The following is a 25,164-nucleotide window of genomic DNA, read 5'->3' as shown; positions in this document are numbered from 1 at the left end:
GTCTGCTGAGACCGCAGGATTGCCGGCTTTTTGCCGTCATGCCTGAATGATCCGGATCGCAAATGTGCTCGGTCCATCCGGTTCATAATGACCGTGGCGCAAAATCGGATCGCGTAGACTGACGCGCGAACCCGCGCGACACTGCGCCGCCCGCGCCGGTTTGCCGATAGATGATTAGGGATCCCCGTCGACCTCCACCTTCCCGTGGCGAGGCCGTATTCATCATGTCCGTGCAATCCGAATTGCAGCGCGACCTGTTATCGCTATTCTCTTTTGCGCTCGCACTGTTTCTCATCGCCGCCCTGGCGACGTTCGATCCCGCGGATCCGCCGTCTCACGTAGTCTATCCGGCCAACGAGAAACCTTCCAACGTCTGCGGTTGGGCGGGCGCCGTCACAGCCCATTATCTGCTCGAATGGACGGGAATCGGTGCGTTCTATACCGCTGTTTCGTTGGTGGGGCTGACGGCGACCCTGCTATTTCGCGTTCCTTTCACCAGGCCGGGCATACGAGTCGCCGGTTGGTTCTTTTCTCTGTTGGGACTGACGACTGCCGCCGACATCCTAGTAACTTCGTGGAGCCCGGGAGTCGCCGCCGGTCCGGGAGGCTATTTGGGAGCGCTCACAGCCTTGATCTTGCGGCAATACGCGGGCACGGCGGGATCGTTGCTCGTTGCCCTGGTGTCGTTTGCCGCCGGGGCATTGGTTGCGAGCAACGCCCAAGTTCGCGCATTCGCTCGCATTCTCTTCCGCCCGATGCACGGCCTCCTGCAAGGCATCTTGCTTGTCGCCGGTGCGTACGGCCTGCCGGTTCCGGTCCACGAGCAAGACTCCCCGGACGGTAAAAACGTAGGAGAAGGCCGACGCGGCAAGGCCGCCTCTCGCGTCGCGGATGGTCGGGAAAGGCTGCCCAAGGACGAACCGATCGACGCGACGGTTCGCATCATCAAGCCGGGCGCCGATTCCAAGCCGCAGGATAATCCGTCGCCGGTCCCCGATGAACCGGTATCGGCCCCAGCCGGTCGGCGCGCGGACGTCAAAATTCGGAAGCCGCAGAAACCGTCACGCGAATCACTTTTGGAAGAGATCGAATCGGTCACTCACGCCGCGCCGCAAATCGATTACAAGCTCCCTTCCCTCGACCTTCTGCTCGAGTCCGAGCCTTTCCGTTTCGAAACTCAGGAGCAAGACGTTCGTCGAAAAGCGGCAATCCTTGAAAAGACATTCGCCGATTTCGGATACCGCGTCCGCGTGGTGGAAATCCAAACCGGTCCGGTCATCGCCCAATTCGAGGTGGAACTTGAAGCAGGACTGCGACTGAGCAAGATCACCGTCTTAGCGGACGACCTGGCCATCGCGCTGCGCGTGCCCAGTGTGCGCATCGTCGCGCCCATCCCGGGCAAGAACACGGTGGGGATCGAGGTGCCCAACAGCGAACGGCAGATTGTGCGATTGCGAGAGGTGGTCGAGGAATCGCACGCCAAGTTCTCCGCCATGCGCATTCCCATATTCCTAGGCAAGGATGTCGCCGGAACTCCGCTGGTCGTCGATCTTTCCACCATGCCCCACCTATTGATCGCGGGGCGAACCGGCACCGGTAAGAGCGTGTGCTTGAACTCCATCATCATGTCGATCTTGATGACCCGGACGCCGGAAGACGTGCGTCTCTTGCTCATCGACCCCAAGATGGTGGAACTTAGCCCCTATAAGCGGATCCCCCACCTGATGCATCCGGTGGTGACCGACATGCGGAAGGCCGAGGCCATTCTCGCGTGGGCAGTGGAAAAGATGGAGGAGCGCTACGGCCTTCTGGCCCGTGCCGGAGTACGACACCTCAGCGTTTACAACCAGTTGGGCGAAGAGGAATTGATGGAACGCATGCGCCCGGAAAGCGAGGAGGAACGCGCCCGGATCCCGACCCACATGCCCTACATTGTGATTGTCGCCGACGAAATGGCCGATTTGATGATGACCTCGGCCAAGGAAGTCGAGACGCACATCATTCGTTTGGCCCAAAAAAGCCGGGCGGTGGGCATCCATCTGGTATTGGCAACGCAAAAACCCACCGTCGATGTCATCACCGGCCTGATCAAGTCCAACCTCCCCGCCCGCATTTGCTTTGAGGTCGCCTCTCGCGTGGACAGTCGCGTCGTGCTGGACGAAATGGGTGCGGAAAAGCTGTTGGGCAACGGCGACATGCTGTTTCTTCGCCCGGGCACCAGTACGCTCATTCGCGGACAAGGTACCTATGTCAGCGATGACGAGATCAATCGCGTGATTGACGCCGTTGCCGTTCGCGAACCGCAGTTTGTTCAGGAATTGGTCCAGTTGAAACCCTCCTCTCCCGGCGGCGCGCCCGCCCCGACCGAGGTCCGCGACGAGTTGTACGAAGCCGCCGTGGATATCGTCATCCGCGAAGGACGAGGAAGCGTTTCATTGCTGCAACGCGCGCTCGGAATCGGATACGGGCGAGCGGCAAGGTTGATCGATTATATGGCCGAGGACGGTATCGTCGGACCCTACAACGGTTCCCAGGCCCGCGAGGTACTCATCAGTGTGGAGGAATGGGAAGCCGGAAAAGGAGAGCTCCCGCGACCGACGCCGGGCGCGGCACCATTAAAGCCTCAAACTTCGAGCAGCGTTTCGGATGCCTCCCCTGCACAGACGCGGCCCGGCGGTCGGATCATTCTAACATCCTCGGAAGACCAAACTGACGATTCCGAGAATCCGGGACCCCCGACCCGAGGGATATCATCCGAAATTCCGTCTGCCCCGGAAACCGCGCGCCGTCCATCCGATCCCAAGACGCAAGCCCCTCGGCGTCCGTTTGCGGGGCCGGAACCGCCCCTGCTTCGCGATCCACGTTCCGATCGCGATTACGACGATTCCATCGCTCCCTGGGAGGAACAACCGCCGTCCCAACGCAAGGCGGAAGGGGCGTAACGGGCGACGTCTGTGCACCTGAACAGGCGGAATTGTCTAAAATCTTCACCGCCGAATTAGGAGCCGCGTTGTTCGGCAGGCCCGTCGAGGTAATCAATAGGCTTTGGTTTGGCCCGGCATCGCACAGGGATAGATCCCGTCCGGTCCGGGTTTCGGTTGCGGTTCGGCATCCCAGCTATAACCGCTGGGAGACAGATCCAGTTGCGAAGCTACCGCCTCGTCCCAGGTGACGATTTGGCCCGAATACGTGGCCATACGCCCCAAGATCGCCGTCATCGTGCCCTGGACGGTATTATCCACCTCGTTGTAGGCGTCGCCGTTGAGGTGGGCCTTGAGCAGGTCGTTCCATTCCAGACCGTGGCCGTCCGGTCCGCGCTCCACTCGCACAGGATCCCGGCCTTCCACCTGGATGATGGCGTGACCGTGCCCTTCGATGCTGACGTACCCTTTGGTGCCGTGGGCGTGTTCGGAGAAGCTATCCCAGCACCCGGGAATGTGTCGGCAATAACTGAACCCCTTCGTGCCGTCCTCGTACGTGAACTCGACGGCATGATGGTCGAAGATATCACCGTAGTCTTTGCCGATGCGGAATTGGCGTCCGCCCATCCCCTGCGCCGCAACCGGATGGCGGTTTCCCATCATCCAATTCATCACGTCCAGGTCATGGACGTGCTGCTCGACGATGTGGTCGCCGCTCAACCACGTGAAGTAGTACCAGTTGTTGACCTGATACTGCATCTCGGTCTGATCCGGCTTGCGAGGTCGAACCCAAACACCGCTGGAGTTGAAATAGACCCGCAGATGAGTGATCTTGCCGATCTCGCCGTTCCAAATGCGGCTGATCATCTCCTTGTGCTTCAATTCGTGGCGTAGATGATGGCCGACCGCCACACGCAACCCCTTGGCCTTGGCCTGCTCGTTGGCTGCCAAAATGCGACGATAGCCGGGCGCGTCGACCGCCAGCGGCTTTTCCATGAAGACGTGCTTGCCGGCTTTCACGTAATGCTCGAAATGCATGGGCCGGAAGCCCGGTGGGCTGCAATCCATGATGATGTCGGCACCCGTTTCGGTAAGCCGTTGATAGCCGTCGAGGTCGGTGAAACGACGCTCCGGCGGTACGTCCACCTTGTCGGGAAACCGCGCGGCGATGGCCCGCAAGCAATTCTCGATCCGCTCGCCGAACGCATCGTGCAGGGCGATCAGTTGCACGTTCGCGCCCACACTGTTCGATAGCGCATCCGCCAAAGCGCCCGTGCCCCTACCCCCGCAACCGCTCAGGGCGATCTTGATAACATCGCTACCCGCGGCGTGGGCGGAGCGTGCCAGCGGCAGCGCCGCCGCGGTCCCGGCGGCGGCAGCGGCCTGAAGAAAGTGACGTCGGTTGGGAACTCGACCTTGGGAAGCAGCGTTTTCCATGGAAGGATTCTCCTCGTCATTGGTAGCAAAAAAATGGTCGCGCAGAACCAAACAGCGCCCCTTCCGGACCTGTCCATCGGTCCGCGGAGCCTGAAAACGACCACGTGCAGACCGAACGGTAACTACTTGACGGAAACGGACTCGCGGCGTTCCGGGAGAACTGCTGCGGCGGTTTCCACGGCTTGCGACGCCGCTTTCGGCGACTTCAGCATAGCCGCCAGAAAAGCGGCAAGCAAGCACGCGCCCGCTGCAACGAGAAACGGTACCAGCCACGCCGTCAGACTGCCGCTATTCTTCGCGAAATCGCCGAACCAACCGCCGAGGATCGGCCCGACAATCCCCCCCAAACCGTACGAGGTGAACACCCAACCGTAATTGGCGCCGACGTTCCTATTACCGAACAAGTCCGCGGTCGCGGCGGGGAACAAGGCGAAGTTGCCGCCGAAATTGAAGCCGATCAAGGCCGCCGCCACGCAAAAAACCGTCGGCGAAGCGGCCAACCAATAGAACGAAGCCATCACGGCGGCTTGAAGAAAGAGCATGATCCCCAAGGACGCCTTTCGCCCGATGACGTCGGAGATGATTCCCCAGACGATCCGGCCCAACCCGTTCGCTATCGCGAAAAACACGGCCATCGCCAGCTCGGTGGTAGCGGCGGCCTTGGCGACGGCGTCGGCGTCATCCATCCCAGTCGCGTGAAAATGCTCAAGCAGTCTTTCCGTGCCGAAGAGTTTGATACAGCCGATGACCATGAGCCCCGCCATCGCCCCCGCGGCGAACATGACCCACAACTGATAAAACTGGGGAGTCCGCAACATCTGGAAGCTGGAGAAATCGTGTCCCTTGGCCGCCGCGTGTCGCCCAGCCTTTGCCGCTTCCGGATTCCAACCGGAAGGTACATATCCCTCCGGCGGATTGACCATCCAGATCGCCCCCGTGCCCACCAAAAGAATGAAAAGCACGCCGAACATCAAAAACGTCCCGGAAACGCCGAACTTGGCGATCCAACCGCCGAAACTGCCGGCCAAGTAGATCCAGAGCAAAGCTCCGAACCCGAAGCCCGCCACGGCGAGACCGGTGAGCAAGCCTTTCTTATCCGGAAACCATCGCACGCCGACGGCGATCGGTACGGTGTATGCCAACCCGATTCCGGCCCCGCCCACCAATCCGATCGTAAGAACCAAGCCTCCGTAGCTTGCTCCCATGAAGTAAGCCGCAATGTAGCCTGCCCCCAAGACAAGTCCGCCGGCCAGGGCCATGATTCTGGGGGGAATCTTGCCTTGAAGTCGTCCCGAGATGACCGTCACCACGGCGAAGGTGGCCAAGCCCACGCTGAAGATGACCTGAGTTTGCGTTTTGAGAAAACCGAACGGTTCCTCGGTCAGCGCCTTGGTAAACACGCTCCAGGCGTAAATGACACCCAAGCACAACTGGATGAGGATGGCGCCGAGCACCACCCACCAGCGACTCATCACCGGCTTTGACACGATCTGGGTCCTCCCGGAAGCGATGGGAAAAGGAACTTCACGCCGACCATCGTCGCCGACGGGATAAGACGCGGCGGTCGGCGTCATGCCGAACGCTGAGCCTCGTCGCCCGCGGAAACCCCTTTGTCTGCGCGCGAGCATCCCGCCACAACGATCACAACACCGCAGCGCCCGGTCCCGGGCGCGATGGATGCCTATTATAGCAGCGTTACATGCCACACAAATCCTCTTGTGGGCAGTCCCGCCGACGAATCTTCTCCGCCGGTTTCTTCGGCCTCCGGCTATGCCCGGCCGAATAGTTCGACCACGTACTTCCGCCCTTGTCGATGGGCCGCCACGCCGTCCATGGTGTGCGGGGTCCCAGACTCGGCGGCTTGTTCGAGCACGAGATGCGGCCGAACGCCCATGTCGCTCAATTCCCGAGCCAGACGCGCGTAATCGATGTCCCCGGGCCCGAATACTTCCGTCCACACGCCGTCTTGGGATTGGCGGAAATGAATCTCGCTCACGCGCTTACCGTACAACTTCACAATATCGAAAAGAAATACTTGCGAGTTGCCCGAACCGCGATACATCCAGTGCGCATCGAGGCAAAGCGTGAGGTTATTCGGATCGGTGGCCAGCATCATGTGCTGAAATTCGCGCGCGGCGTTGCGCAGTTCCATGTCGTGGTTGTGCAATGCAAGCACCATGCCTCGCTCCCGCAAGGAGGCACCCAGCCGATTCAAGGCGTCCGCCTGCACCTCGAGTTGTTCATCCGTCTTGTCCGCCGGGCCCGCTTCCCGATTCCAGGACAGCGGGGCGGGATTGATGACCACGATTCGGGAATTCAGTTCCGCCTTGGCTTTGTCTGCGGTCGCCAAAACACCGTCAATCGAGGCGTTAACCGTCTCCTTGTCGTACAGCGGCACGCTGATGTAGAACGACCGCATTTCCAAGCCGTGCTTTTTGAGGAGCGGCGCGTAGCGATCCACGTCATCAGGCGATCCAAGCAGGGCCTCGAACCCTTGCAGACCGGCGGCAGCCACATCGGCCAAACCGGCATCCAGGTCGGCGTTGAAGTCGCGGTTTTCGCGGCGATAGTACGTGTACCACGGATAGGCGTTCGCGGCAACATGAAGGCCGTCTTCACCTGCCGTTGCACCGAGGGCCTTTCCCCAAGCGAGCAAGTCCGACAACAAGACCGCGGCGGAGGTCGCCCCCAGGCCGCCCAAGAAACAACGTCGTGATGCATGACCGTCGAGAAGCATTTGATCGACCTCCCAGGGGCTGGAGTGAAGCCCGGCTTAAAATTACTTCCACGATGCTAACACCAACAATCCGCCGTCGCACCTGGTTCGACGACGACCGGCCTACGTCGCGCGGATTTCGCGGTCGCCGACTTGCCGCCAATATAAAGCTCGGTCATAATCGGTAACAAGATGCCGCCGGAATTTCCCTCCTTCCGGCAAGATTTAACAAGGCTCCCCTTCCCCACCGCAAGCTCCACTCGCAGAGAAAGGCCCATGGCATGAGGATATCAACGATCTTTGCGGCCGGATTGTTCCTGTTTGCCGGCACCGTCCTGTCGGCGGAAGTCCAATGGCCCGCCGCGGTGGTTCCCGACGGTTTCGGTGCCAACATTCACTTTACGCATGCCAGACCGGGCGAAATGGAAATGCTGGCCGCTTCCGGGATGCGGTGGATCCGCATGGATTTCGCGTGGGGCGGCACGGAACGAGAAAAGGGCGTGTACGATTTTTCGGCCTACGATCATTTGTTAAGCGATCTGGAAAAGCATGGAATTCGGGCCCTGCTCATTTTGGATTATTCGAATCGGCACTACGACGACGGACTCTCTCCGCACTCGGAAGAAGGACGGCAGGCATTCGCACGCTGGGCCGCCGCCGCGGCAAAGCATTTTCAGGGTCGCGGCATTCTCTGGGAAATGTATAACGAACCCAACATCGGTTTCTGGAAACCCAGACCCAATGTAGCGGATTACGCGGCACTGGCCCTCGAGGTGGGGAAAGCGATTCGCCGCGAAGCCCCCGCCGAGATCTACATCGGACCGGCCACGTCCCAGATCGACTTGGAATTCCTCGAGGATTGCTTCAAGGCCGGCCTGCTGGAATACTGGGACGCCGTATCGGTCCACCCCTATCGCCAAACCGTCCCGGAGACCGTGATTCCCGAGTATCAAAAGTTGCGAGAGTTGATCGCGAAGTACGCGCCGACCGGAAAGAGGATTCCCATCATTTCGGGAGAGTGGGGATACTCGGCGGCATGGAAGAACTACGACGAGCAGCGTCAGGGTAAATACCTTCCTCGCCAATGGCTGACCAACCTGGCGGAAGGCATCCCGGTATCAATCTGGTACGATTGGCACGACGACGGGCCCGACCCGAAGGAACCGGAGCATCATTTCGGCATGACGGCCTTCCCGTACCATGACGGCCGAGATCCCGTTTACGATCCCAAGCCCGCCTATCTCGCGGCACAGGCACTCAATCGAGCGCTGTCCGGCTACCGATTTGTAAAACGCTTGGAGGTCGGCGGTGAGCAGGCGGCGGACTGCCACGTCCTGCTTTTCGAAAAGGACGGTCGCCCCGCCCTTGCCGCATGGAGTCAAACCGACGGGCGGACGGTGCGCGTCACGGTGCAAATTCCCACCGGCAAGTATCGCGCGCTGAACTACCTCGGCGAAGAAACGACCGGTCTCGAAGCATCCGGTTCGGCCGTAACGCTGGAGCTTGGCGACACTCCCACCTATTACCTGGCCCAGCCTTGAGAGCGTGCCCGACTCCGGAGTTTTCAATCCGAAGAAGAGCGACGCGCGCCTCGCGGACCAACTGCTACTCGCTCGCCGGGGCTTGCCCTTCGACAATGTAAATCAATCGGTCGGCCGGTACGTTTTCCAGTACGTCCCGATTGCCGCTCGGCCAACGCACCTCGACGCGATCCACCATCGACCGGGAACCTAGGCCGAAGTGCAACCGCCGTCCCCAGTCGCTTTGATAGCCGCGCCCGCTGCGGACCTCATCCCGGGTTCGCAAATCCCCGGCGGTAATATCCACGCTCGCTCCAATGGCGCTACGGTTGGCCGTACGGCCTTCCAGCAGCACCTGCAACCAATGATTCCGCGACGGCGTATCGTTGCGCAAGACGGTGGCCGGCATGCGAGAATTGAGCACGACGATATCGAGGTCCCCGTCATTGTCCAGGTCTCCGGCGACGGCCCCGCGACTACTCAATCGCACCTGAAGCCCCGGACCGCTTCGTTCGCTGACATCCTCGAATTTCCCATTGCCGAGGTTCTTGAGGAGGATATTCTTGGCCCAATACGAGGTCGTACGGTCACGAAGTTCCACGTTGTCGTCCAGGTGGCCGCACGCAATGAAAACGTCGCGGAAACCGTCGTTGTCGAAATCGGCGATGACGACGCCCCAGGTCACAAAAGAATACGAACTGACGCCGGCTCCACTGGTGGGAGTCGCGTCCTCGAAAAAGTTTCCCAGGTTTCGGTAGAAGGTGACGGTTTCGTTCTGGTACGACGTCATAAAGATGTCCGCTAGGCCGTCGTTGTCAAGATCGCCGCTATCCGCCCCCATGCTGGCCTGAGGCGCCCCGAAGGCATCGTAGGCAACGCCGCGAACAATGGCATTCTCTTCGAAACGTCCGGTTCCATCATTAATCCAGAGGAAATTCTCCTTGACGTCGTTGCAAACGAAGATGTCGGTGTCGCCGTCGTTATCGAAGTCGCTCGCCACCAGCCCCATGCACGTCCCCGCTAACTCCCCAATGCCCGAAGACTCGCTCGCATCGCGGAACGTGCCGTCGCCTTCGTTGTGATAGAAGGTATCGGGAATCGGCTGATAATCGAGCGGCCCGGGGTAGGATGGGACTCCGTTGATGGACCGCGCGACGTGTTGGTCGAACGAATAATCGATGTAGTTCCCCACGTACAAATCGACCCACCCGTCGCGGTCGGCGTCCAAAAAACAGACGCCGGCCCCCATCGCATCACCGCCGCGAACACCGCACTCTTGGGCCGCCTCAACAAAGGTTCCATCACCCCTGTTACGATAGAAAACGTTCGGGCCGAAATTGTTCACGTACACGTCCTCAAAGCCGTCGTTATCGAAGTCGGCGGCGGCCACTCCCAGTCCGTAGCCCGAATCGCCGACCCCCGCAGCCTCGGTCACGTCGACGAACTTCCAATCACCCAAGTTTCGATACAATCGATTTCGCGGCGTCTCCCGGTCTTCGCTGCCGGGCAAGGGTGTGCCGTTAAGAAAGTAAATGTCCTCGTACGTGTCTTTATCGTAGTCGAAGATCAGTAGGCCGGCGGACATCGGCTCGATGACATACCGACGCCCACTGCTGCCGTCGGTATGGCGAAAGTCGATCCCCGCCTCCGTCGTGACATCCACGAAGTGGAACGGCGACGAAGCCGATATGCCTCTTTCCGACGGTGACGCCTCCTTCGCGGACGAGGCCTCATCGCCTTTCGCGGCAAGATGCTCGGACGCCTTCTTCGAAGCGATTGCCCGGCGATCGGCCGCGTCTCGATTGCGTTGCGAGATGCCGTGCCATGCGTACCACGCCGCCAAGACGGCAAGCACCAATCCGAGCGCAATCGTCGTTGGGAAGCGAAGGGGGAGATTCATGGTCGCTCGGAGAAACCGGCCGAGACCTCAGAGTAGCGATTGCCCGGTGCGTCTTGCGGACGGCTTTCGGTCAACCGGCGATAAAGGGCAAGCGCATCCGCCCGACGTTCTCCGCCGGCCAAGGCCCGGCGAACCGCCTCCAGCGCCTCTTGAGAACGCCCGGCCGCATCATAGGCGCGAGCCAAAAGGAGGTTCGTCGTTGCGTCGCGCAGGGCGGATGCGGCGGCCTCCGCATGAACCACGGCCTCATTTCGCCGGTCGCCGCGATTCAGAAACAATTCGGCGAGATCGCGATGCGTCTCCCCATCGTCCGGACGTAAACCGAGGGCTCTCAGGAGCAATCGCTCCGCCGGCTTATCATCGCCTTGAACGAGGCAGAACCGTCCCGCCGCACCGTAAGCCTCGGCCAACTTGCCGGCAAGAGCGGTGGCATCGTCGTGTGTTCGCCGCGTTTGCCGGGCGGCCTCCCGCTCCCGTTCACGAACTCGGCGCAAACGCTCGGTATATATCGCGGTCTGCTCGTCATCGTCCAAACGGGAGAAGACCGTCACCAAACCGGTCAGCGCGACGGGATCATCCGGTTCCAAAAGCAGCGCCAACTCATACATCATCCTGGCGCGCCGCAAATCCCCGCGATGCAGGTAGCATTGTCCCAACATTTGGAATCGCCACACGGACTCGAGTTCGCTTGGAAAATCCTTTTCCAGCAACTCCACGGCCTCATCGATCCGCCCGGTCCGTATCAACGCGTCCGCCAGTTCCAACATCGGCCCGATGGTGCCCGGTGAGAGCGCGACCGCTCGCCGAAAATGCGGTACGGCCTGCTCAAAACGGCTGCGTGCTACGTCGATCAACGCCAGCCCGTGATGGGCGTGGACGTTATCGGAATCCAACCTCAACACGCTCTGAAATGCCTCCTCCGCGGCATCCATCTCGCCCAAATGATAGCACAAACGACCGCTGATAATGCCGGCGTCGGCGGCGTCGGGATACCAACGCTTCAGCCACTCGGCCAAGCGTCGCATTTCCTCGCGAACATCGCCCGCGCTTCGGGGAACCGTTGCGGATTCGTCGGGCAATTCCTTCAACATTTCGACGGCGCGTAAGCCATCCACCGCGGAGGCCTTCGAAGCGGGAGCGTGCTCCGCGACAGGATTGCGAAAGGTAAGAAGGCCCACCCGATAATGCCCGAGCAAGCCGGCTAGTACCGTGATTACAAGAACGCCCCCGATCAGCGAGAGCCGAGCCGGGGACTTGAACAAGAGAAGCCGTTGGACGCTTCGCATGGCAGCAGCCCCTGCCAAAACGCGCACCGCTTTCGTTTACATCGCCTTATCCGTTTATTTGTTGCCTCGCACTCTATTCCCTTATTCCCTTGTTGTCCCGTTCCAAAAGCCCCGCATCATCGGCCCAAGCGCCCCTTCGGCAGATCCAGGACCTGATACTTGCCCGAACCTTGCCTCAAGAGGATGAACCGGTCCACCGGCAGATCGTGATACGTTTCCGTTGTCCCCCCCATCCACCGGACTTCGACGCGGTCGATCTTCGTATGTTTTCCCAAGCCGAAGTGTAGTCGATCTCCCCAATGACTCTGATATCCGCGACCCGCGTGACGCTCCTGCAATTGAACCAAGTCGCCGGTAAACACCTTTACGTGCGAGCCGACTCCGTCACGATTCGCCGTAGTCCCTTCGAGGATGATTTGCACCCAGTGATTGTCATTTCGAGTGTCGTTCCGAACGATCGTCGGGGCCTCACGTGAGTTGAGGATGACAAGATCCAAATCGCCGTCGTTGTCCAAGTCGGCGACGCCCGCACCGCGACTAGCGAAGACCGGTCGCATTCCGCTGCCGGCCTGCGACGAGACATCCACGAACTTACCATCGCCGGTGTTGCGAAGCAAGAGATTGGCCACGCGCCAAGCGGTTGCGGTACGCCGCAATTCCGCATTGTCCTCCGTGTGGCCGTTGGCGACGAAAACATCGGGATTGCCGTCCTGATCGAAGTCCGCCCAACAGACGCCCCAATTGACATGGAAATACGTGCCCTGACCGGCGTCCGTCAATCGCGTGACATCCTCGAAAAAACCGCCGCCCAAGTTCCTATAGAGGATCGTCAGCTCGTCTTCGTAAGCCGTCATGTAGAAATCGAGCCATCCGTCGTGATCATAATCGGCGGCGTCGACTCCCATGCTGGCGTTTTCCTCCCCCTGAGCATTGTAAGCCAGACCCGCCTCCACCGCCCGCTCCTGGAACCGCCCCCGACCGTCGTTCATGAACAGAAAGTTCTCCGCCACGTCATTCAGCACGAAGACGTCGGTGTCGCCGTCGTCGTCCACGTCTGCGGCGATCATTCCCATTGCCGTTCCCGCCACCGAGGCGATACCCGACTCCTCGCTGACGTCCGTAAACCTGCCGTTTCCGTCGTTTCGAAACAGACTGTCGGGAATGGGCAGATAGTCGCGAGGCGACGGATAATGCCGCATGCCGTCCACCATCCGTTCCACGTTCATGCTGGGTTCGAACCGCAGGTAATTGCCGACGTACAGATCGAGATCACCGTCTCCCTCGATGTCCAGAAATAGAGCGCCTGCACCCACGCTATCGTCCCGACCGGCCACGCCGACTCTGTCCGTCACATCCTCGAAGGTTCCGTCGCCTTTGTTGTGATAAAGCACATTGCGACCGTAATTGTTGAGGAAGAGATCGGGATGTCCGTCGTTGTCATAGTCCGCAACGGCCACGCCCAGCCCAAAGCCGGTATCGCCCACACCGGCCCGGTTCGTAACGTCGGTGAACGTCCCGTCGCCGTTGTTCCGCCACAGAGCGTTGCGAGGCGGCGTCGAAGACTCGTAACCGGGCAGCGGGGCCCCGTTCAAAAAATAGATATCGATGCGACCGTCGCCGTCATAATCGAACAAGGCCAAGCCCGCGCTCATCGGTTCCAGAATATAGCGGCGCCCGCTGCTGCCGTCGGTGTGACGGAACGAGATGCCCACGCGATCCGACACGTCTTCCAACGCGATCGGTCCGGTCGCCTTCAAATCACCGGTGGGTCTGCGACATCCCCCGACGATGACGAGCATGACCGCCATCGCCGAAATCATGGTTCGTAACCTGCTTTGCCAGTTCGCCACTCGACCCTCGCAGGTATCAACAAAGTTCGGCGCCGGACACGTGCTCAGAATGGTTTGGCTCGAACGACGGGAGTCGGGTCTCCTTCCGTCAGCATGATAAAGCGATCGGCCGGAAGATCCGTCCAGGTGTCCACTTTATGATCGCGTTGCGGCCAGCGAATCTCGATTCGGTCGATCTTTGGACGCCGATCGAGGCCGAAATGGACCCACGGCCCCCAATAGCTCTGGTAACCGCGGCCCGCGTGGACCTCGTCGGTGAGTCGCAAGTCGCCGGCTATCAGCGTGACCTTTGCGCCGACCGCGTCGCGGCCGGCCGTCGTTCCCCGCAGACGCAACTGTACCCAATGGCGGCCGGTCTTCTGATCGTTGCGAATCAGGGTGGGCGGCTTTCGAGAATTGAGGACCGCCACATCCATGTCCCCGTCGCCGTCCAGGTCCCCAAACGCTGCTCCGCGACTGCTGTACTTGGGGGCCAAACCGTCGCCGCAGCGGCGCGAGATATCCTCGAAGGTACCGTCGCCGCGATTCCTCAACACGGAGTTTTGCACTTCGTACGCGGTGGTATCGTCGTAAAGATCGATATTGTCCTGCAAATGCCCCTGGCAAATAAAGATATCCCGCCAACCGTCGTTGTCGAAGTCGATCAACCCGGTTCCCCAATTGACATAAGGAAGGCTGCCGCTGCCCGCTCCGGTGATGACCGTGGTGTCTTCGAATGAACCGTTTCGAAGGTTGTGGTACAGGACCGGCAACTCCGCCTGATAACAGGTCATGAAAAGGTCGAGCCAACCGTCGTTGTCGTAGTCGCCGCAATCGATGCCCATGCTGCCAGTCTCATCGCCGCTCCCATTGTAAGCGAAACCGGCCTCTAATCCGACCTCCGAAAACGTTCCGTCCCCGTCATTACGAAATAGGAAATTGCCGGAGACGTCGTTCAGCACGAAGACGTCGGTATCTCCGTCGTCATCGTAGTCGCAACAGACCATCCCCATGCCCGATCCCGCCGAACGCCCGATCCCGCTCTCCAGGCTGACGTCGGTAAACGTACCGTCGCCGTTGTTACGGTAGAGGATGTCGGGTTCCGGTGCATAGTCGCGAGGCCCGGCATACATGGGATAGCCTTTGACGACATGCACGCGGTGCTGATCGTAACTGAACCGGACGTAATTGGCGACGTAAAGATCGAGATCCCCGTCGAGATCGTAGTCCAGGAAGGCGGCCCCCGCCCCCATCCGATTTCCCGCCCCCACTCCCGCCTCCTCGGTAACGTCGGCAAACGTGCCGTCACCGTTGTTACGATACAGCACGTTGGGGCCGTCGTTGTTCACGTAGAGATCGGAAAGACCGTCGTTGTTGTAGTCGCCCACGGTCACGCCCAATCCGTAGCCGGTATCCCCCACGCCGGCCCGGTCCGTGACATCGGTAAACCGCCAGTCGCCGTCGTTACGATAAAGCGCGTTTTTCGGCGGTGTATCCACCGCCGTTCCTCTCAACGGCGCGCCGTTCAGAAAGTAGACATCGAGATCGCCGTCGCCGTCGTAATCGAAAACCGCCAGCCCGGCGGAAACCGTCTCCACGATATACCGTTGCCCGCTGCCGCCGTCGGTATGAACGAAGCGAATGCCGGTCTGAGAGGTGACGTCGCGAAAGACCAGTGCCTCTTCAGGCTCGGTCTTCGGCGAATCACGGCGCAAAAGCAGCCACACCGCAGCTAGTGCGGCCGCCGCCACAATACAGCCCGTGACGATCCAACGTCGAAACATCTTACGGTTGAACGCCCAACGCTTTTGCGATTTGCTGATAATTCGGGTTATCGGGTTCGAGTCGGACGGCCTCCCGAGCCGCTGCCGCTGCGGTGATCAGGTCACCGTTTCGCTGTGCCGCCGAAATCAGCAGAGCGAAGCACGCTGCGGCGGGTTCTCGTGCAACGGCCTTCAACGCCAAGACCTGGGCATCGAATGGACGCTTCCCGGTCGAAACGTACAAATCCGCCAAGGCCAGATAGCCGCCCGCCTCATACGGCGTCAATTCGATCGCCTGGCGGTACAGGGCTTCCGCCCTGTCATAATCCTGCCACTCGGCAAACAGCTTCGCCGCCTGCATGATCGTTTCCAGGTGCGCCGGTTGCGATTCCAAAAGCCGCTCGACCCTTGCGCGCGCCGCCGCGCGGTCGCCCATCCGATTCTTCAACCACGCCATCAAAAGCGCAGCCTCGGTAAATTGCGGCGCCAGTTCCACGGCCCTCGTCAAGTATTGCTCCGCCGTCGGAGTATCTCCCGCGGAAATGTGAATCTTGGCGGCCGAAACATACGCTTGAGCGACCGAAACGCGCACCGCCTCCGCCTGCATGTCCGCGTCCTTGAGCTGTTCTCGATGTCGTAACTCATCCTGCCGCTTGCGTTCCTGAAACAGACGCCGCATCTCGGCGGCCTCTTCCCTCCGCCCCAGACGATCCAGCGCCGTCGCCAAAGGATAGTAACCGTTGGTGTACTCGGGATTCATCCGAACCACCAGCGAAAGGTGCTCCACCGCTTCGGCGTCTTCTCGAAGCTGAACCAAGGCCTGGCCGAGCAACGCCCGCATGGCCACGGCCCGCGGATGCCGCCGCAGGGCTTCCCGCAACACATCCCTTGCCGCGGCGAGTTGGCCGTCTTGAATCAAGACCTCGGCCAATTGGGTGGGATAGACGGAAGACTCGGGCGACAAACGCCACGCCTTGCGGTAGTGTTCCGCCGCCGCCTTCAAATCGCCCGATTCCAGTGCCGCCACCCCCAACGCCTGGTGCGCTGGAACGAAATTTTCATCCAACTCCAGACATTTCTCCCAACAAAGCCGCGCCTGCTCGGTCTTTCCGAAACGACTATACATCCGCCCGGCCAAGTCCCATGCGTAGACATCATTGGGAAACAAAGCCAACGTATCTTCCACCAAGTGCGACGTTTCCAGAATGAGCGCAGCGGTTTCCGGTTCGGCTTTGGCGGCCACCTCTTCCAATGGTTTCGGACGCGGCCGATTCAACCAGATCGCCAGGCCCGCTGCGGCAAAGAGAACCACGGCCCCGGCCAGCGCGACGACCCGGCTGTAGCGGAGCGATTGGTTTATGCCGGCCGACCTTCGCGCATCCTCTCCTGTCGTTGCTGTCTTCGACGACTCGGGCCCGATTGACGACGCATCACCGCCGTCGTTTGCCGGTTTTGGCATGGACGACTCGTGGGAATCCGCCTGAAAAGATGGCATGGCTCCCTCAACTTCTTCGGAAGACGGCGCGCGACTTGGGATACGGAGAGTAAGACCCGGCCGAATCGCCGCCGTCGATGATCCCTGACGCGAACTACGCAAAAAGCCCATGCCGCGTTCGCACAATTCGGCACGGCATGGGCTTGACTCGATAGACCGCCGCGATGCTATCGCACGTCTGCGCCGCGGCGGCATCAAAGATCGTGTCACGGTCCGGCGGCGGGAGCAGGGCCGGCCCCAAGCTTCTGGAGCATTCGCTCGGCAACGCCCTTGGCCCCGGCGGGGTCGGAACCGCTCATGAGCTTCTTGCCGTCTTCCTCCAACGAGGCCCCCAGGGCCGCGTCGGTCTTCTTGATTTCTTCAACCAAGTTCATCACTTGCCCGAACGCACTTCCCAATTGCTGCATCTTTCCGGCGGATACGTCCTGGAGAATCTTTGTCAACTCCTCCTTTGGGTTCCGTTCCACCGGCTTTACGGCCTCACCTTTGCTACAACCGACCGCCAAAACGACTGCGACCATCAACAACGAACCCACGAGCCTCTTGCAGTGCGCCATCATGACCGATTCCCCTTAGCTGATCCTTGGTCGTACAACGGCAATGGAAAACGGCGCAGGCACGACGACCTCTTCGTGCCCGCGCCTCCGATTTCAAATAACAAGCCTCACCGAATCCTATTGATTCGAGATCGGTTCACGACCGTTTCGGCTACCCAAGGCCCAGTAGGTCTGGATGTCCATCGTGGCGGAGATGAACCGCACCGAACCGTCCACCATGGCGTGATTGCAACCGCCCGGGTGATAGCTTCGAGCAGGATACAGACCGTCGCGGTCCGAGGCCATGCCCGGAGGACCTTCGGCGATGCAAGTCGGGTACCGCCAGTTGGGCGGAACGACGGTGTTGAACACCGTCTGCGTGTAGTTCGCGCCCATCCAGTTCCAACCGTTGTTGCTGAGGTGACTGCCCTTGCCCGCCTCGCACTGCACGCCCCACGAATTCAGGGCGTCGATGATCGTCTGCGGGTTTTGCCCGGTGATCAGCGGCGAGAGGAACGTGTTCGGATCGCCATGATTGAACCAACTAGGGATCTGATTAGCGACCGGTTCGCCCGGCAGATACTGCGAACCATTGTCGTCCCCTTTTAGCACTTCAGACGCCAAGATGGTGTTCGAGGTGCCGTCGATCATATCGGCCATCGAGGTCTCGCTCTGCGGCTTGATCGCTCCGGGGCAACGGTTGTCGTGATCCCACCAGATGAGCCAGGGACCGCTATTCACCGCGTAATTGCAACCGGGACCGTTCAACCAACCGGTCTGCGGGGCCTTCATATCCGAGGGGCAGAGGTAGGCGTTGATCACCGTCTTGCGGAGAGGATCCGAGGTGTCGTACCAGTTGGCTTCCGCACCGGTCGCGCGGCGGGCTCGCGCCTCCGCCATGGTTTGATCGTAGAGGGAGCGTTGTTCGATGAAGGGCAGGATCATGGTGTGCACACTGAACCCCTGCCAAATCCGCCAAGGGTCGGCGTTGACGCCGAAGTTCGGGACCCAGTAAACATACCCTTGCCGCGGAAACACCCGGTACACGTCATGGTAATTTTGCACCGCTAGTGCGAATTGCTTGAGGTTGTTCAAACACTGGCTGCGGCGTGCCGCCTCCCGCGCCGCTTGCACCGCAGGGAGCAGCAATGCGATCAAGATACCAATGATGGCAATCACTACGAGCAGTTCCACCAAGGTGAACGCCCGTTTGCGCCATCGTGCGACGACGGCCAAGGCTGTCATAACTTCACTCCTTTCGAGAAACGACTGGAAAAGACATCAACTCTTCGCCCGCAACCCAAGCCGACGCAGTTGCAGGCCATATCCACACCGACAAGCCCCATTTTGCCCCACGCATGTGTCTCAGATTCCCCGTCAGAGGGTCTCCTCTGTATGATAGCTTTTCGAAATTCCGTGTCAACGAAATTGCAACTCGGTAAAGCAGATATTTCTCTCCCAACATTTCGGGTCCCGATTGTGGGCCAATTCTCCACCATACGGGGGGTTCGCTTCCGTGCTCGAAGCCGCAACCCGCGACCAACCTCTCAAGAGTTTGACCGCTGAAGGAATTGTGCCTCACACCCCAAAAGCTTCAGCCCCTTAAAGAACGCCGCATTTTGCGGGAGCTATTATGTTGTAACCCCAGCTACAACTCGGCGCGAAGTATGCGAAAACAAATGAACTCCTACATCGGCCAAGCATTACCTAGTAGATAACTTTCAAATCAGGCTTTTGCGACTGTAATCGCTGCACGCCTTCCGGCGTCACGCGACTGCGGCTTAAACCCACCACACGAAGCCCGGCCATCGCAGCGATCGCATCCAGACCGGCGTCGCTTACTAAAGTATCTTCCAACCCCAGATTCTGCAAGTCCTGCAAATCCCGCAATTCTCGAAGCATCCCATCGCCTACTTTCGTTCCGCTCACATTCAAGAGCTGCAACTTCGAGAAGCGCCGAAGCGTCGTCGCCGCCGCGTCGGTAATTAGGGTCCCGCTCACATCGAGATATTGCATCTCTGACAGGCCCGCCAAGGATTCCAAGCCGGAATCGGTGACCTGAGTCTTCGCCATGTTCAAGCCTTGCAGCTTTTTTAGTGAACCCAGGGCTGCCAGACCGCCATCGGATATTGCGGTTCCGGGAATCCCCAAGTATCGAAGCGCCGACATCCCCGCAACATGGGCCAGACCGGCGTCGGTAATCCACTCCGGCAGATAAAGCTCTTCTAAGGACACGTTTTTCGCCGCGGAAGCCACGCCCTGGTCCGTCACCCGGGTCCCTAGCAAATTGAGATAACGAAGCTCGGGCAGGGCACTCAAGGCATCCAGGCCGATGTCGCCGATCCGAGTGAACTTCACGTCCAGATAGCGGAGGGACTTCGCGGCGGCCAATTCGCTCAACCCCTGATCGGTGACCGCCGTCCCAGCAATCGTCAGTTCCTCCAAATTCGGGATGACGGCAATCGACGGCATGGCGGCATCGGTAACACGCGTCCCCGCCGCCGAGATGCCCTTCAAGTGCGGCAAGTCGCCGAGGACGGCCAATCCGGCGCCCGTCACGGCAGTTCCGTTGACGCTGATGCGCTCCAGGCTCTCTATTCCCGCCGCATAAGCCATGGCGACATCGGTCACGGGCGTGTCGTCCAAGATAAGGAATTTGACCGCCTTCAAACGATGCATCTCCGCAATGTCGGAATCGGTAATGCGGCAACCCGACAAATCGACTACTTCCACTCGGGCGGGCTTGGTTGGTCGATCCACCCCCAGAATCGCGCCTTTCTTCTGAAGAAACTCGGCGATCGGTCTCTCTTCCGCCGCGAGTATCTCGAGGACAAGAGAGGGCGTGATGTTTTGTGTCGAAGGTAGACTGTTGCCTTCCCCCGGCTTGGCCAATTCGCCGGCGTCGGACTGAACCGGGGGTTGCAAAGCTGTGTTGGATCCGCCGGGCCCCGCGACCTTAGCGGATTCTCCAACGACTTCGGCGCAGAGATGCACAGAAACAGGCGGCGAAATCGCGAACCCCGCCGCAATGCCGATCCATAACCCAAACAACCGGGGGAAACTCATGCCAAGGCCTCCGGCACGGACATCAAAACGGGTATTGGCCGCGATCGATCCCTCCGAGACCGCATTCCATCAGTTTATCATCCTTCACTTTCACGGGCGGGGAATAGGCGAGCAGAAGATCGCGGGAGTCGTGAATCGAGACAATCCCCCTGGCGATTAGGGAATAGCGATACGAAGATAGACGTGTTATCGCCCTCGGACGATTCGGCCGCAGCGAAGAGACGCGAACCATGTACGAAATCAAGGTTTTCAGCGGACGATCCAATCGCGAACTAGCTGAGAAGGTCGCTCAGTACCTAGGACTACCCCTTGGACGAATCGCCCTCGGCAATTTCGCCGATGGAGAAATCTCCGTCAAGATCGAGGAGGACGTCCGAGGTCGCGACATCTTTATCGTTCAGTCGACCTGCCCGCCGGTCAACGAAAATCTAATGGAGCTGTTGATCATGATCGACAGCTTCAAACGCGCAAGCGCCGGCCGAATCACGGCCGTCATTCCCTACTTTGGATACGCCCGGCAAGACCGCAAGGATGAGGGACGCGTCCCCATCACCGCGAAATTGGTGGCGAATCTCATTACCCGAGCGGGCGCCGACAGAATTCTGACGATGGATCTCCACGCCCCGCAAATTCAAGGTTTTTTCGACATTCCGGTCGATCACCTTTATGCGGCACCGGTCTTGGACAACTATTTTCTGAACTTGGGTATCCCGCTGGACGACATCGTCGTGGTCAGCCCGGACGAGGGAAGCATCAAACGCACCCTAATCCACCTCCCTATTTTTGGGGGCAAGCTTGCCATCGTGGACAAGCGTCGTGAGGGTGCATCCACCACGCAGGCCCACCTGATTGGGGAATCGGTTCAGGGAAAGACGGCGCTTTTGTTCGACGACATGATCAGTACGGGCGGATCCATCACCGGGGCCGCCAGGATGGTCAAGCAAGCCGGCGCCAAAGCCGTTTATTTGGCGGCCACGCATGCGGTCTTTTGCGGGCCGTGTTTGGAGCGATTGAGCACGGCGCCGGCGGAGCGGATCGTCGTGACCGATACCATTCCGCTTTCATCCGGGCGACAGCTTCCGAACATTTGCGTGCTGACCGTCTCGGAGTTGCTTGGAGAGGCCGTCAAACGAATTCATCGCAACGAGTCCGTCAGTCGCCTGTTCGGCATGTACCGGTAGACCGATTGATTTCAGAGTATGGAATGGCAACGGGATCATCGGTTTTCGAATTCGATCGACCGGTGATTGTCTTTGCGTTCACGACTATTCGGGTGCCTCAAGCACGCCGGACGACTTCGTCTCACCCGCCCTTGAAATTTCCGCCGTTTTGTTGAAAATCAAGGGTTCCCGATCTGACTGGAAAGCACACCCAAAGGTGGGCGTCGCCCGCGATACACTGGTGGAAGGGTCCTGCGGAAATGGAAGAAATCGTTGCAGAACTAAGGCAACCGGGTGGGAAACGCAGCAATCGCCGTCTGCGAGCGGCGGGAAAACTGCCGGCGGTGCTCTACGGCCACAAGCAGGAAACCGTCTGCCTACTTTTGCCCTCGGACGCGGTTGCAAACGCCGTGCGTCATGGAATCCGGGTCGTTCGTTTGACCGGGGCGGTGCAACAAAACGCCTTCATCAAGGAATTGCAACGCGATACGTGGGGAAAGTACATCCTCCATGTCGATTTGACACGGGTTTCGGCGCACGAACGCGTCCAAGCTCAGGTTGCGTTAGAACTTCGCGGTGAAGCACCGGGCATCAAAGAAGGCGGTGTCGTGGTACAACATCTTCACTCGCTCGAAATCGAGTGCGACGTCGATAGATTGCCCGAGGTGGTTCACGTCGGCATCGGCAGCCTGGGGTTGAATCAGCAATTGACCGTCGCCGACCTTAAGTTGCCGGAAGGCGCGACGACCCAGCTTGATCCATCCATGGTCGTGGTCGAATGCCGCGTGGCGGTGGAAGAAGAGGAACCCACCGCGGAAGGGACGACGTCGACGGAAGTGGAACCGGAGGTGATTCGGCGAAAGAAGGAAGAGGAAGAATCGGTGGAATAACGGGTTTGATCGCGCAAATCAACGAAAGGTATTTCGTTACAGGGGCATAAGTCGAGGACTCCTCGGTGCTGCGGGCATGGTGGTCGAGGCTGATCCAGCGGCTTGCCGGTACCGGATGGCAACCTGAAGGCGATTCGCCGGTGAAGTTGGTGGTCGGTCTCGGCAATCCCGGTGCGAAATACCGAGGGACTCGTCATAACGTCGGCTATGACGTCCTTGCCGAGTTGGCGCGGAGATACGATGCCGGCAAACCTCGAAATCGTTTCGCCGGGGAAACGGTCGATGTAACTTTAAGCGGGGCCCGAGTCCTGCTGCTGAGTCCCACGACATACATGAATCGCAGCGGCAGAAGCGTGGCGGAAGCTTGCGGTTTTTTCAAGCTCGGTCCGGAAGATTTGCTGGTGGTGTGCGACGACTTGAGCCTCCCCCTGGGGAAAATTCGGGTGCGGCCTAAGGGTTCTTCCGGCGGGCACAAGGGCCTGGAAGATATTATTCGTAGCTTGGGTACGGAGAATTTTCCGCGATTGCGGGTGGGGATTGGTTCGCCGCCGCAGGGCCTGGATGCAGCCGAATTTGTGCTGATGCGGTTTTCGGCGGAAGAGCGAGAAGTCATCCGTGAGGCCGTGACCAGGGCGTGCGACGCGGTGGCGGTTTGGGTCACGCAGGGTATCGACGCATGTATGAACCGCTATAATTAGAGGTTCGACCGTACCCTGCCAAGTCGATCAGCTTGGGCGGATGCCGAGGAAACGGTTACCGTGCATCCGGTCGTTTAAGGAGCGCCATTTTGAATTACTACGAAGGGCTCTACATCTTGGATTCCGGGAAATTCGCTCGGGATCCGGACGGTACGGTGCGACAAATCACCGACGCCATTACCGACGCGGGCGGCGAGGTACTCGTAAGCCGCATGTGGGAAGAGCGACGACTCGCGTACCCCATTAAGAAACAGCGGAAAGGTACGTACTGGTTGGTGTACTTCAAGCTCGAAGGCCCGCGACTGGACGAGGTTCGCGCTCGTTTCCAACACGCGGATAATATCCTCCGCTATATGCACGTGCGGATCGATCCTCGCATTATCGACATGCTGGTGGAGCATGCGCGAGGCGGGTTGATTTCGTCGCGCGCCGGCGCGGACACGGGCGAAGAATCCGAGGATAGCGTGGAAGCGGTGGTGGACGCCGACGCCGAGAATTGATCCGGCGGGGCTCGGATCGGCAGACCGAGCCGAGCGCGGCACCTCGCCGCCCCTGACCGCATGCATCGGTGGGTTATCACAAGGTATTGATTGAGAAACACGTCCATCCGGTGCTGGGGGAGGATTCATGGCAAGTTACAATCGCGTCATCTTGTTAGGGAATCTGACCCGGGATCCGGAGGTTCGATATACGCCCCAAGGCACGGCGGTTTGCGACGTTGGGATCGCCGTGAACGAGCGGCGCAAGAACGCGTCCGGCGAGTGGATCGACGAGGTCGTGTATGTGGACGTGACGCTGTGGGGCCGGACCGCTGAAGTCGCGGGCGAGTATCTTACCAAAGGTTCGCCCATTTTGATCGAAGGCCGGTTGCGTCTCGACACCTGGGAGTCCCAGGAAGGGCAAAAGCGGTCCCGACTCCGGGTGGTGGGAGAGCGGATGCAGATGTTGGGCTCGCGTGGATCAGGCGATGCGGCCCCAAGCGGCGGGACACGGCAACGACGTCCGGCGGCAGGCGGCGGCAATTCCGCTGCGGACGATATGCCCCCCGCTGATATCCCCCCGGACGACGACGTGCCGTTCTGATCGACATCCGGACGACGATTTCATGACGCTCCAATCGGCGGCCGTGCTGAGCTTTGGCAATGCGGAAGCACATCGCCGCGATGAGCGATGAGGCTGAAAAGAGCTAATCTGAAGAGAAAAACAGGACTGAGGCGGACTCATGGCAGCTTCCAAATCGAACAAACGAAAACATGCTTCCCGCGGCCTCCCGCGCGGCCCGCACGGCGGAGTGCAACTGTTGTTGGTGGGGACCGTGGAACACCTCGGTAAACCCGGCGACGTGGTCGAAGTCAAGCGCGGTTATGCCGTGAATTACCTGTTGCCCCAAGGGCTGGCCACCGTTGCGACGGACCATCATCGAAGGATGGTCGAAAAACACAAGGCCAAGTTGTTGGAACTGGAGCGAGCCAAGCTGGCCAATCTCCGGCAATTGGCCGAGAATATCTCGCAGGTCAGCATCTCCATCGAGGCCAATGCCAACGACGAAGGGCATTTGTACGGATCAGTCGGCCCGGTCGAGATTTCCAAGGCGCTGAAACGGGAAAACCTCAACATCGTACCCGACCAAGTGCGTCTCCAAGGACCGCTCAAGGAATTGGGATTGTATACCGTCCAGGTGCACTTGGGCGGCGAGGTATTCGCCGATCTCAAGGTCTGGGTCGTCCCTGCGGCGAGCGAGGGCGAGAAAGCCGCAAGGTGATCGGCGGCGTCCGTTCCGCGGTCGTGTTGCTGCGCACAAAACTTCGGTCAGCGACTGACAAGGCGTGCCAATCGGCACGCCTTGTTGTTTTCAGCCGCCTGAACTTCGACCGGCTATTTCGTCTCGGCGGGGACACCGGCGCCCGAGGCGCTCTTTTCCCGGCTGAATCCGCCGATTAGCATGGT

At 59.8% G+C, this 25,164-nt stretch carries 19 protein-coding genes; 8 read left to right on the top strand and 11 right to left on the bottom strand.

Annotated features, from left to right (window positions below):
• Positions 1–224 precede the first annotated feature (224 nt).
• A complete protein-coding gene (locus tag ACYQ6J_RS08060) occupies positions 225–2,942 on the top strand; it encodes an FtsK/SpoIIIE family DNA translocase (RefSeq protein WP_460183670.1) in 2,718 nt (905 codons plus the stop codon).
• A 93-nt stretch (positions 2,943–3,035) separates the two neighbouring features.
• Here the strand turns inward: ACYQ6J_RS08060 and ACYQ6J_RS08055 are convergent, their stop codons facing one another.
• From ACYQ6J_RS08055 to ACYQ6J_RS08045, 3 genes are all read right to left on the bottom strand, one after another.
• Positions 3,036–4,358: a Gfo/Idh/MocA family protein gene (locus ACYQ6J_RS08055; RefSeq protein ID WP_460183669.1), complete on the bottom strand. Its 1,323-nt coding sequence runs from the start codon at positions 4,356–4,358 to the stop codon at positions 3,036–3,038.
• A 122-nt stretch (positions 4,359–4,480) separates the two neighbouring features.
• Positions 4,481–5,845, bottom strand: a complete 1,365-nt coding sequence (locus ACYQ6J_RS08050; RefSeq protein ID WP_460183668.1) for an L-lactate MFS transporter — start codon at positions 5,843–5,845, stop codon at positions 4,481–4,483.
• A gap of 281 nt (positions 5,846–6,126) precedes the next feature.
• Positions 6,127–7,095 carry a sugar phosphate isomerase/epimerase family protein gene (locus ACYQ6J_RS08045; protein ID WP_460183667.1) on the bottom strand — a complete coding sequence of 323 codons (969 nt, stop codon included), beginning with the start codon at positions 7,093–7,095 and terminating at the stop codon, positions 6,127–6,129.
• 260 nt (positions 7,096–7,355) lie between these two features.
• Here ACYQ6J_RS08045 and ACYQ6J_RS08040 point away from each other — a divergent pair, with 260 nt between their 5' ends.
• The gene (locus ACYQ6J_RS08040) at positions 7,356–8,615 is read left to right on the top strand and encodes a cellulase family glycosylhydrolase (RefSeq protein WP_460183666.1); all 1,260 of its coding nucleotides are present in this window, start codon (positions 7,356–7,358) and stop codon (positions 8,613–8,615) included.
• 64 nt (positions 8,616–8,679) lie between these two features.
• On the opposite strand, the gene ACYQ6J_RS08035 is transcribed toward ACYQ6J_RS08040, so the two are convergent.
• From ACYQ6J_RS08035 to ACYQ6J_RS08000, 8 genes are all read right to left on the bottom strand, one after another.
• The gene (locus ACYQ6J_RS08035; RefSeq protein ID WP_460183665.1) at positions 8,680–10,494 is read right to left on the bottom strand and encodes a CRTAC1 family protein; all 1,815 of its coding nucleotides are present in this window, start codon (positions 10,492–10,494) and stop codon (positions 8,680–8,682) included.
• On the bottom strand, positions 10,491–11,780 hold the full coding sequence (locus ACYQ6J_RS08030; protein WP_460183664.1) for a tetratricopeptide repeat protein: 1,290 nt from the start codon (positions 11,778–11,780) through the stop codon (positions 10,491–10,493). Before ACYQ6J_RS08030 ends, ACYQ6J_RS08035 begins: the two co-directional genes overlap by 4 nt.
• A gap of 116 nt (positions 11,781–11,896) precedes the next feature.
• The gene (locus tag ACYQ6J_RS08025; RefSeq protein WP_460183663.1) at positions 11,897–13,630 is read right to left on the bottom strand and encodes a CRTAC1 family protein; all 1,734 of its coding nucleotides are present in this window, start codon (positions 13,628–13,630) and stop codon (positions 11,897–11,899) included.
• Between the two features lie 44 nt (positions 13,631–13,674).
• Positions 13,675–15,393: a CRTAC1 family protein gene (locus ACYQ6J_RS08020; RefSeq protein WP_460183662.1), complete on the bottom strand. Its 1,719-nt coding sequence runs from the start codon at positions 15,391–15,393 to the stop codon at positions 13,675–13,677.
• Position 15,394: 1 nt separating this feature from the next.
• Positions 15,395–16,831, bottom strand: coding sequence for a tetratricopeptide repeat protein (locus ACYQ6J_RS08015; protein WP_460183661.1), 1,437 nt, complete (start codon positions 16,829–16,831; stop codon positions 15,395–15,397).
• Positions 16,832–17,073: 242 nt separating this feature from the next.
• Complete coding sequence (locus ACYQ6J_RS08010) at positions 17,074–17,427, bottom strand: hypothetical protein (RefSeq protein ID WP_460183660.1); 354 nt, start codon at positions 17,425–17,427, stop codon at positions 17,074–17,076.
• Positions 17,428–17,541: 114 nt separating this feature from the next.
• Positions 17,542–18,648, bottom strand: coding sequence for a DUF1559 domain-containing protein (locus ACYQ6J_RS08005; RefSeq protein WP_460183659.1), 1,107 nt, complete (start codon positions 18,646–18,648; stop codon positions 17,542–17,544).
• A gap of 462 nt (positions 18,649–19,110) precedes the next feature.
• Entirely contained in the window at positions 19,111–20,469 is a 1,359-nt protein-coding gene (locus ACYQ6J_RS08000; RefSeq protein WP_460183658.1) for a leucine-rich repeat domain-containing protein, read from the bottom strand.
• Positions 20,470–20,699: 230 nt separating this feature from the next.
• Here ACYQ6J_RS08000 and ACYQ6J_RS07995 point away from each other — a divergent pair, with 230 nt between their 5' ends.
• From ACYQ6J_RS07995 to rplI, 6 genes are all read left to right on the top strand, one after another.
• On the top strand, positions 20,700–21,650 hold the full coding sequence (locus ACYQ6J_RS07995; protein ID WP_460183657.1) for a ribose-phosphate diphosphokinase: 951 nt from the start codon (positions 20,700–20,702) through the stop codon (positions 21,648–21,650).
• A 239-nt stretch (positions 21,651–21,889) separates the two neighbouring features.
• Positions 21,890–22,519: a 50S ribosomal protein L25 gene (locus ACYQ6J_RS07990; RefSeq protein WP_460183656.1), complete on the top strand. Its 630-nt coding sequence runs from the start codon at positions 21,890–21,892 to the stop codon at positions 22,517–22,519.
• A gap of 65 nt (positions 22,520–22,584) precedes the next feature.
• Complete coding sequence (pth, locus tag ACYQ6J_RS07985; protein ID WP_460183655.1) at positions 22,585–23,217, top strand: aminoacyl-tRNA hydrolase; 633 nt, start codon at positions 22,585–22,587, stop codon at positions 23,215–23,217.
• An 89-nt stretch (positions 23,218–23,306) separates the two neighbouring features.
• Positions 23,307–23,717 carry a 30S ribosomal protein S6 gene (rpsF, locus tag ACYQ6J_RS07980; RefSeq protein WP_460183654.1) on the top strand — a complete coding sequence of 137 codons (411 nt, stop codon included), beginning with the start codon at positions 23,307–23,309 and terminating at the stop codon, positions 23,715–23,717.
• Between the two features lie 127 nt (positions 23,718–23,844).
• Positions 23,845–24,300: a single-stranded DNA-binding protein gene (locus ACYQ6J_RS07975; protein ID WP_460183653.1), complete on the top strand. Its 456-nt coding sequence runs from the start codon at positions 23,845–23,847 to the stop codon at positions 24,298–24,300.
• 139 nt (positions 24,301–24,439) lie between these two features.
• Positions 24,440–24,979: a 50S ribosomal protein L9 gene (gene rplI, locus ACYQ6J_RS07970; protein ID WP_460183652.1), complete on the top strand. Its 540-nt coding sequence runs from the start codon at positions 24,440–24,442 to the stop codon at positions 24,977–24,979.
• Positions 24,980–25,164: the final 185 nt, after the last annotated feature.

The sequence above is a fragment of the Thermopirellula anaerolimosa genome, from assembly GCF_054657335.1.
Note: the sequence above shows the minus strand (reverse complement) of the source record. Positions and strands in the feature narration are given on the sequence as shown.

Bases quoted from the DNA above. Each gene is read 5' to 3' on its own strand.
- ACYQ6J_RS08020 (WP_460183662.1), bottom strand. From the start codon at position 15,393: ATGTTTCGACGTTGGATCGTCACGGGCTGTATTGTGGCGGCGGCCGCA.
- ACYQ6J_RS08030 (WP_460183664.1), bottom strand. From the start codon at position 11,780: ATGCGAAGCGTCCAACGGCTTCTCTTGTTCAAGTCCCCGGCTCGGCTC.
- ACYQ6J_RS08035 (WP_460183665.1), bottom strand. From the start codon at position 10,494: ATGAATCTCCCCCTTCGCTTCCCAACGACGATTGCGCTCGGATTGGTG.
- ACYQ6J_RS08040 (WP_460183666.1), top strand. From the start codon at position 7,356: ATGAGGATATCAACGATCTTTGCGGCCGGATTGTTCCTGTTTGCCGGC.
- ACYQ6J_RS08060 (WP_460183670.1), top strand. From the start codon at position 225: ATGTCCGTGCAATCCGAATTGCAGCGCGACCTGTTATCGCTATTCTCT.
- ACYQ6J_RS08045 (WP_460183667.1), bottom strand. From the start codon at position 7,095: ATGCTTCTCGACGGTCATGCATCACGACGTTGTTTCTTGGGCGGCCTG.
- ACYQ6J_RS08015 (WP_460183661.1), bottom strand. From the start codon at position 16,831: ATGCCAAAACCGGCAAACGACGGCGGTGATGCGTCGTCAATCGGGCCC.
- ACYQ6J_RS07995 (WP_460183657.1), top strand. From the start codon at position 20,700: ATGTACGAAATCAAGGTTTTCAGCGGACGATCCAATCGCGAACTAGCT.
- ACYQ6J_RS07990 (WP_460183656.1), top strand. From the start codon at position 21,890: ATGGAAGAAATCGTTGCAGAACTAAGGCAACCGGGTGGGAAACGCAGC.
- ACYQ6J_RS08000 (WP_460183658.1), bottom strand. From the start codon at position 20,469: ATGAGTTTCCCCCGGTTGTTTGGGTTATGGATCGGCATTGCGGCGGGG.
- ACYQ6J_RS08005 (WP_460183659.1), bottom strand. From the start codon at position 18,648: ATGACAGCCTTGGCCGTCGTCGCACGATGGCGCAAACGGGCGTTCACC.
- ACYQ6J_RS08055 (WP_460183669.1), bottom strand. From the start codon at position 4,358: ATGGAAAACGCTGCTTCCCAAGGTCGAGTTCCCAACCGACGTCACTTT.
- rplI (WP_460183652.1), top strand. From the start codon at position 24,440: ATGGCAGCTTCCAAATCGAACAAACGAAAACATGCTTCCCGCGGCCTC.
- ACYQ6J_RS07975 (WP_460183653.1), top strand. From the start codon at position 23,845: ATGGCAAGTTACAATCGCGTCATCTTGTTAGGGAATCTGACCCGGGAT.
- ACYQ6J_RS08010 (WP_460183660.1), bottom strand. From the start codon at position 17,427: ATGATGGCGCACTGCAAGAGGCTCGTGGGTTCGTTGTTGATGGTCGCA.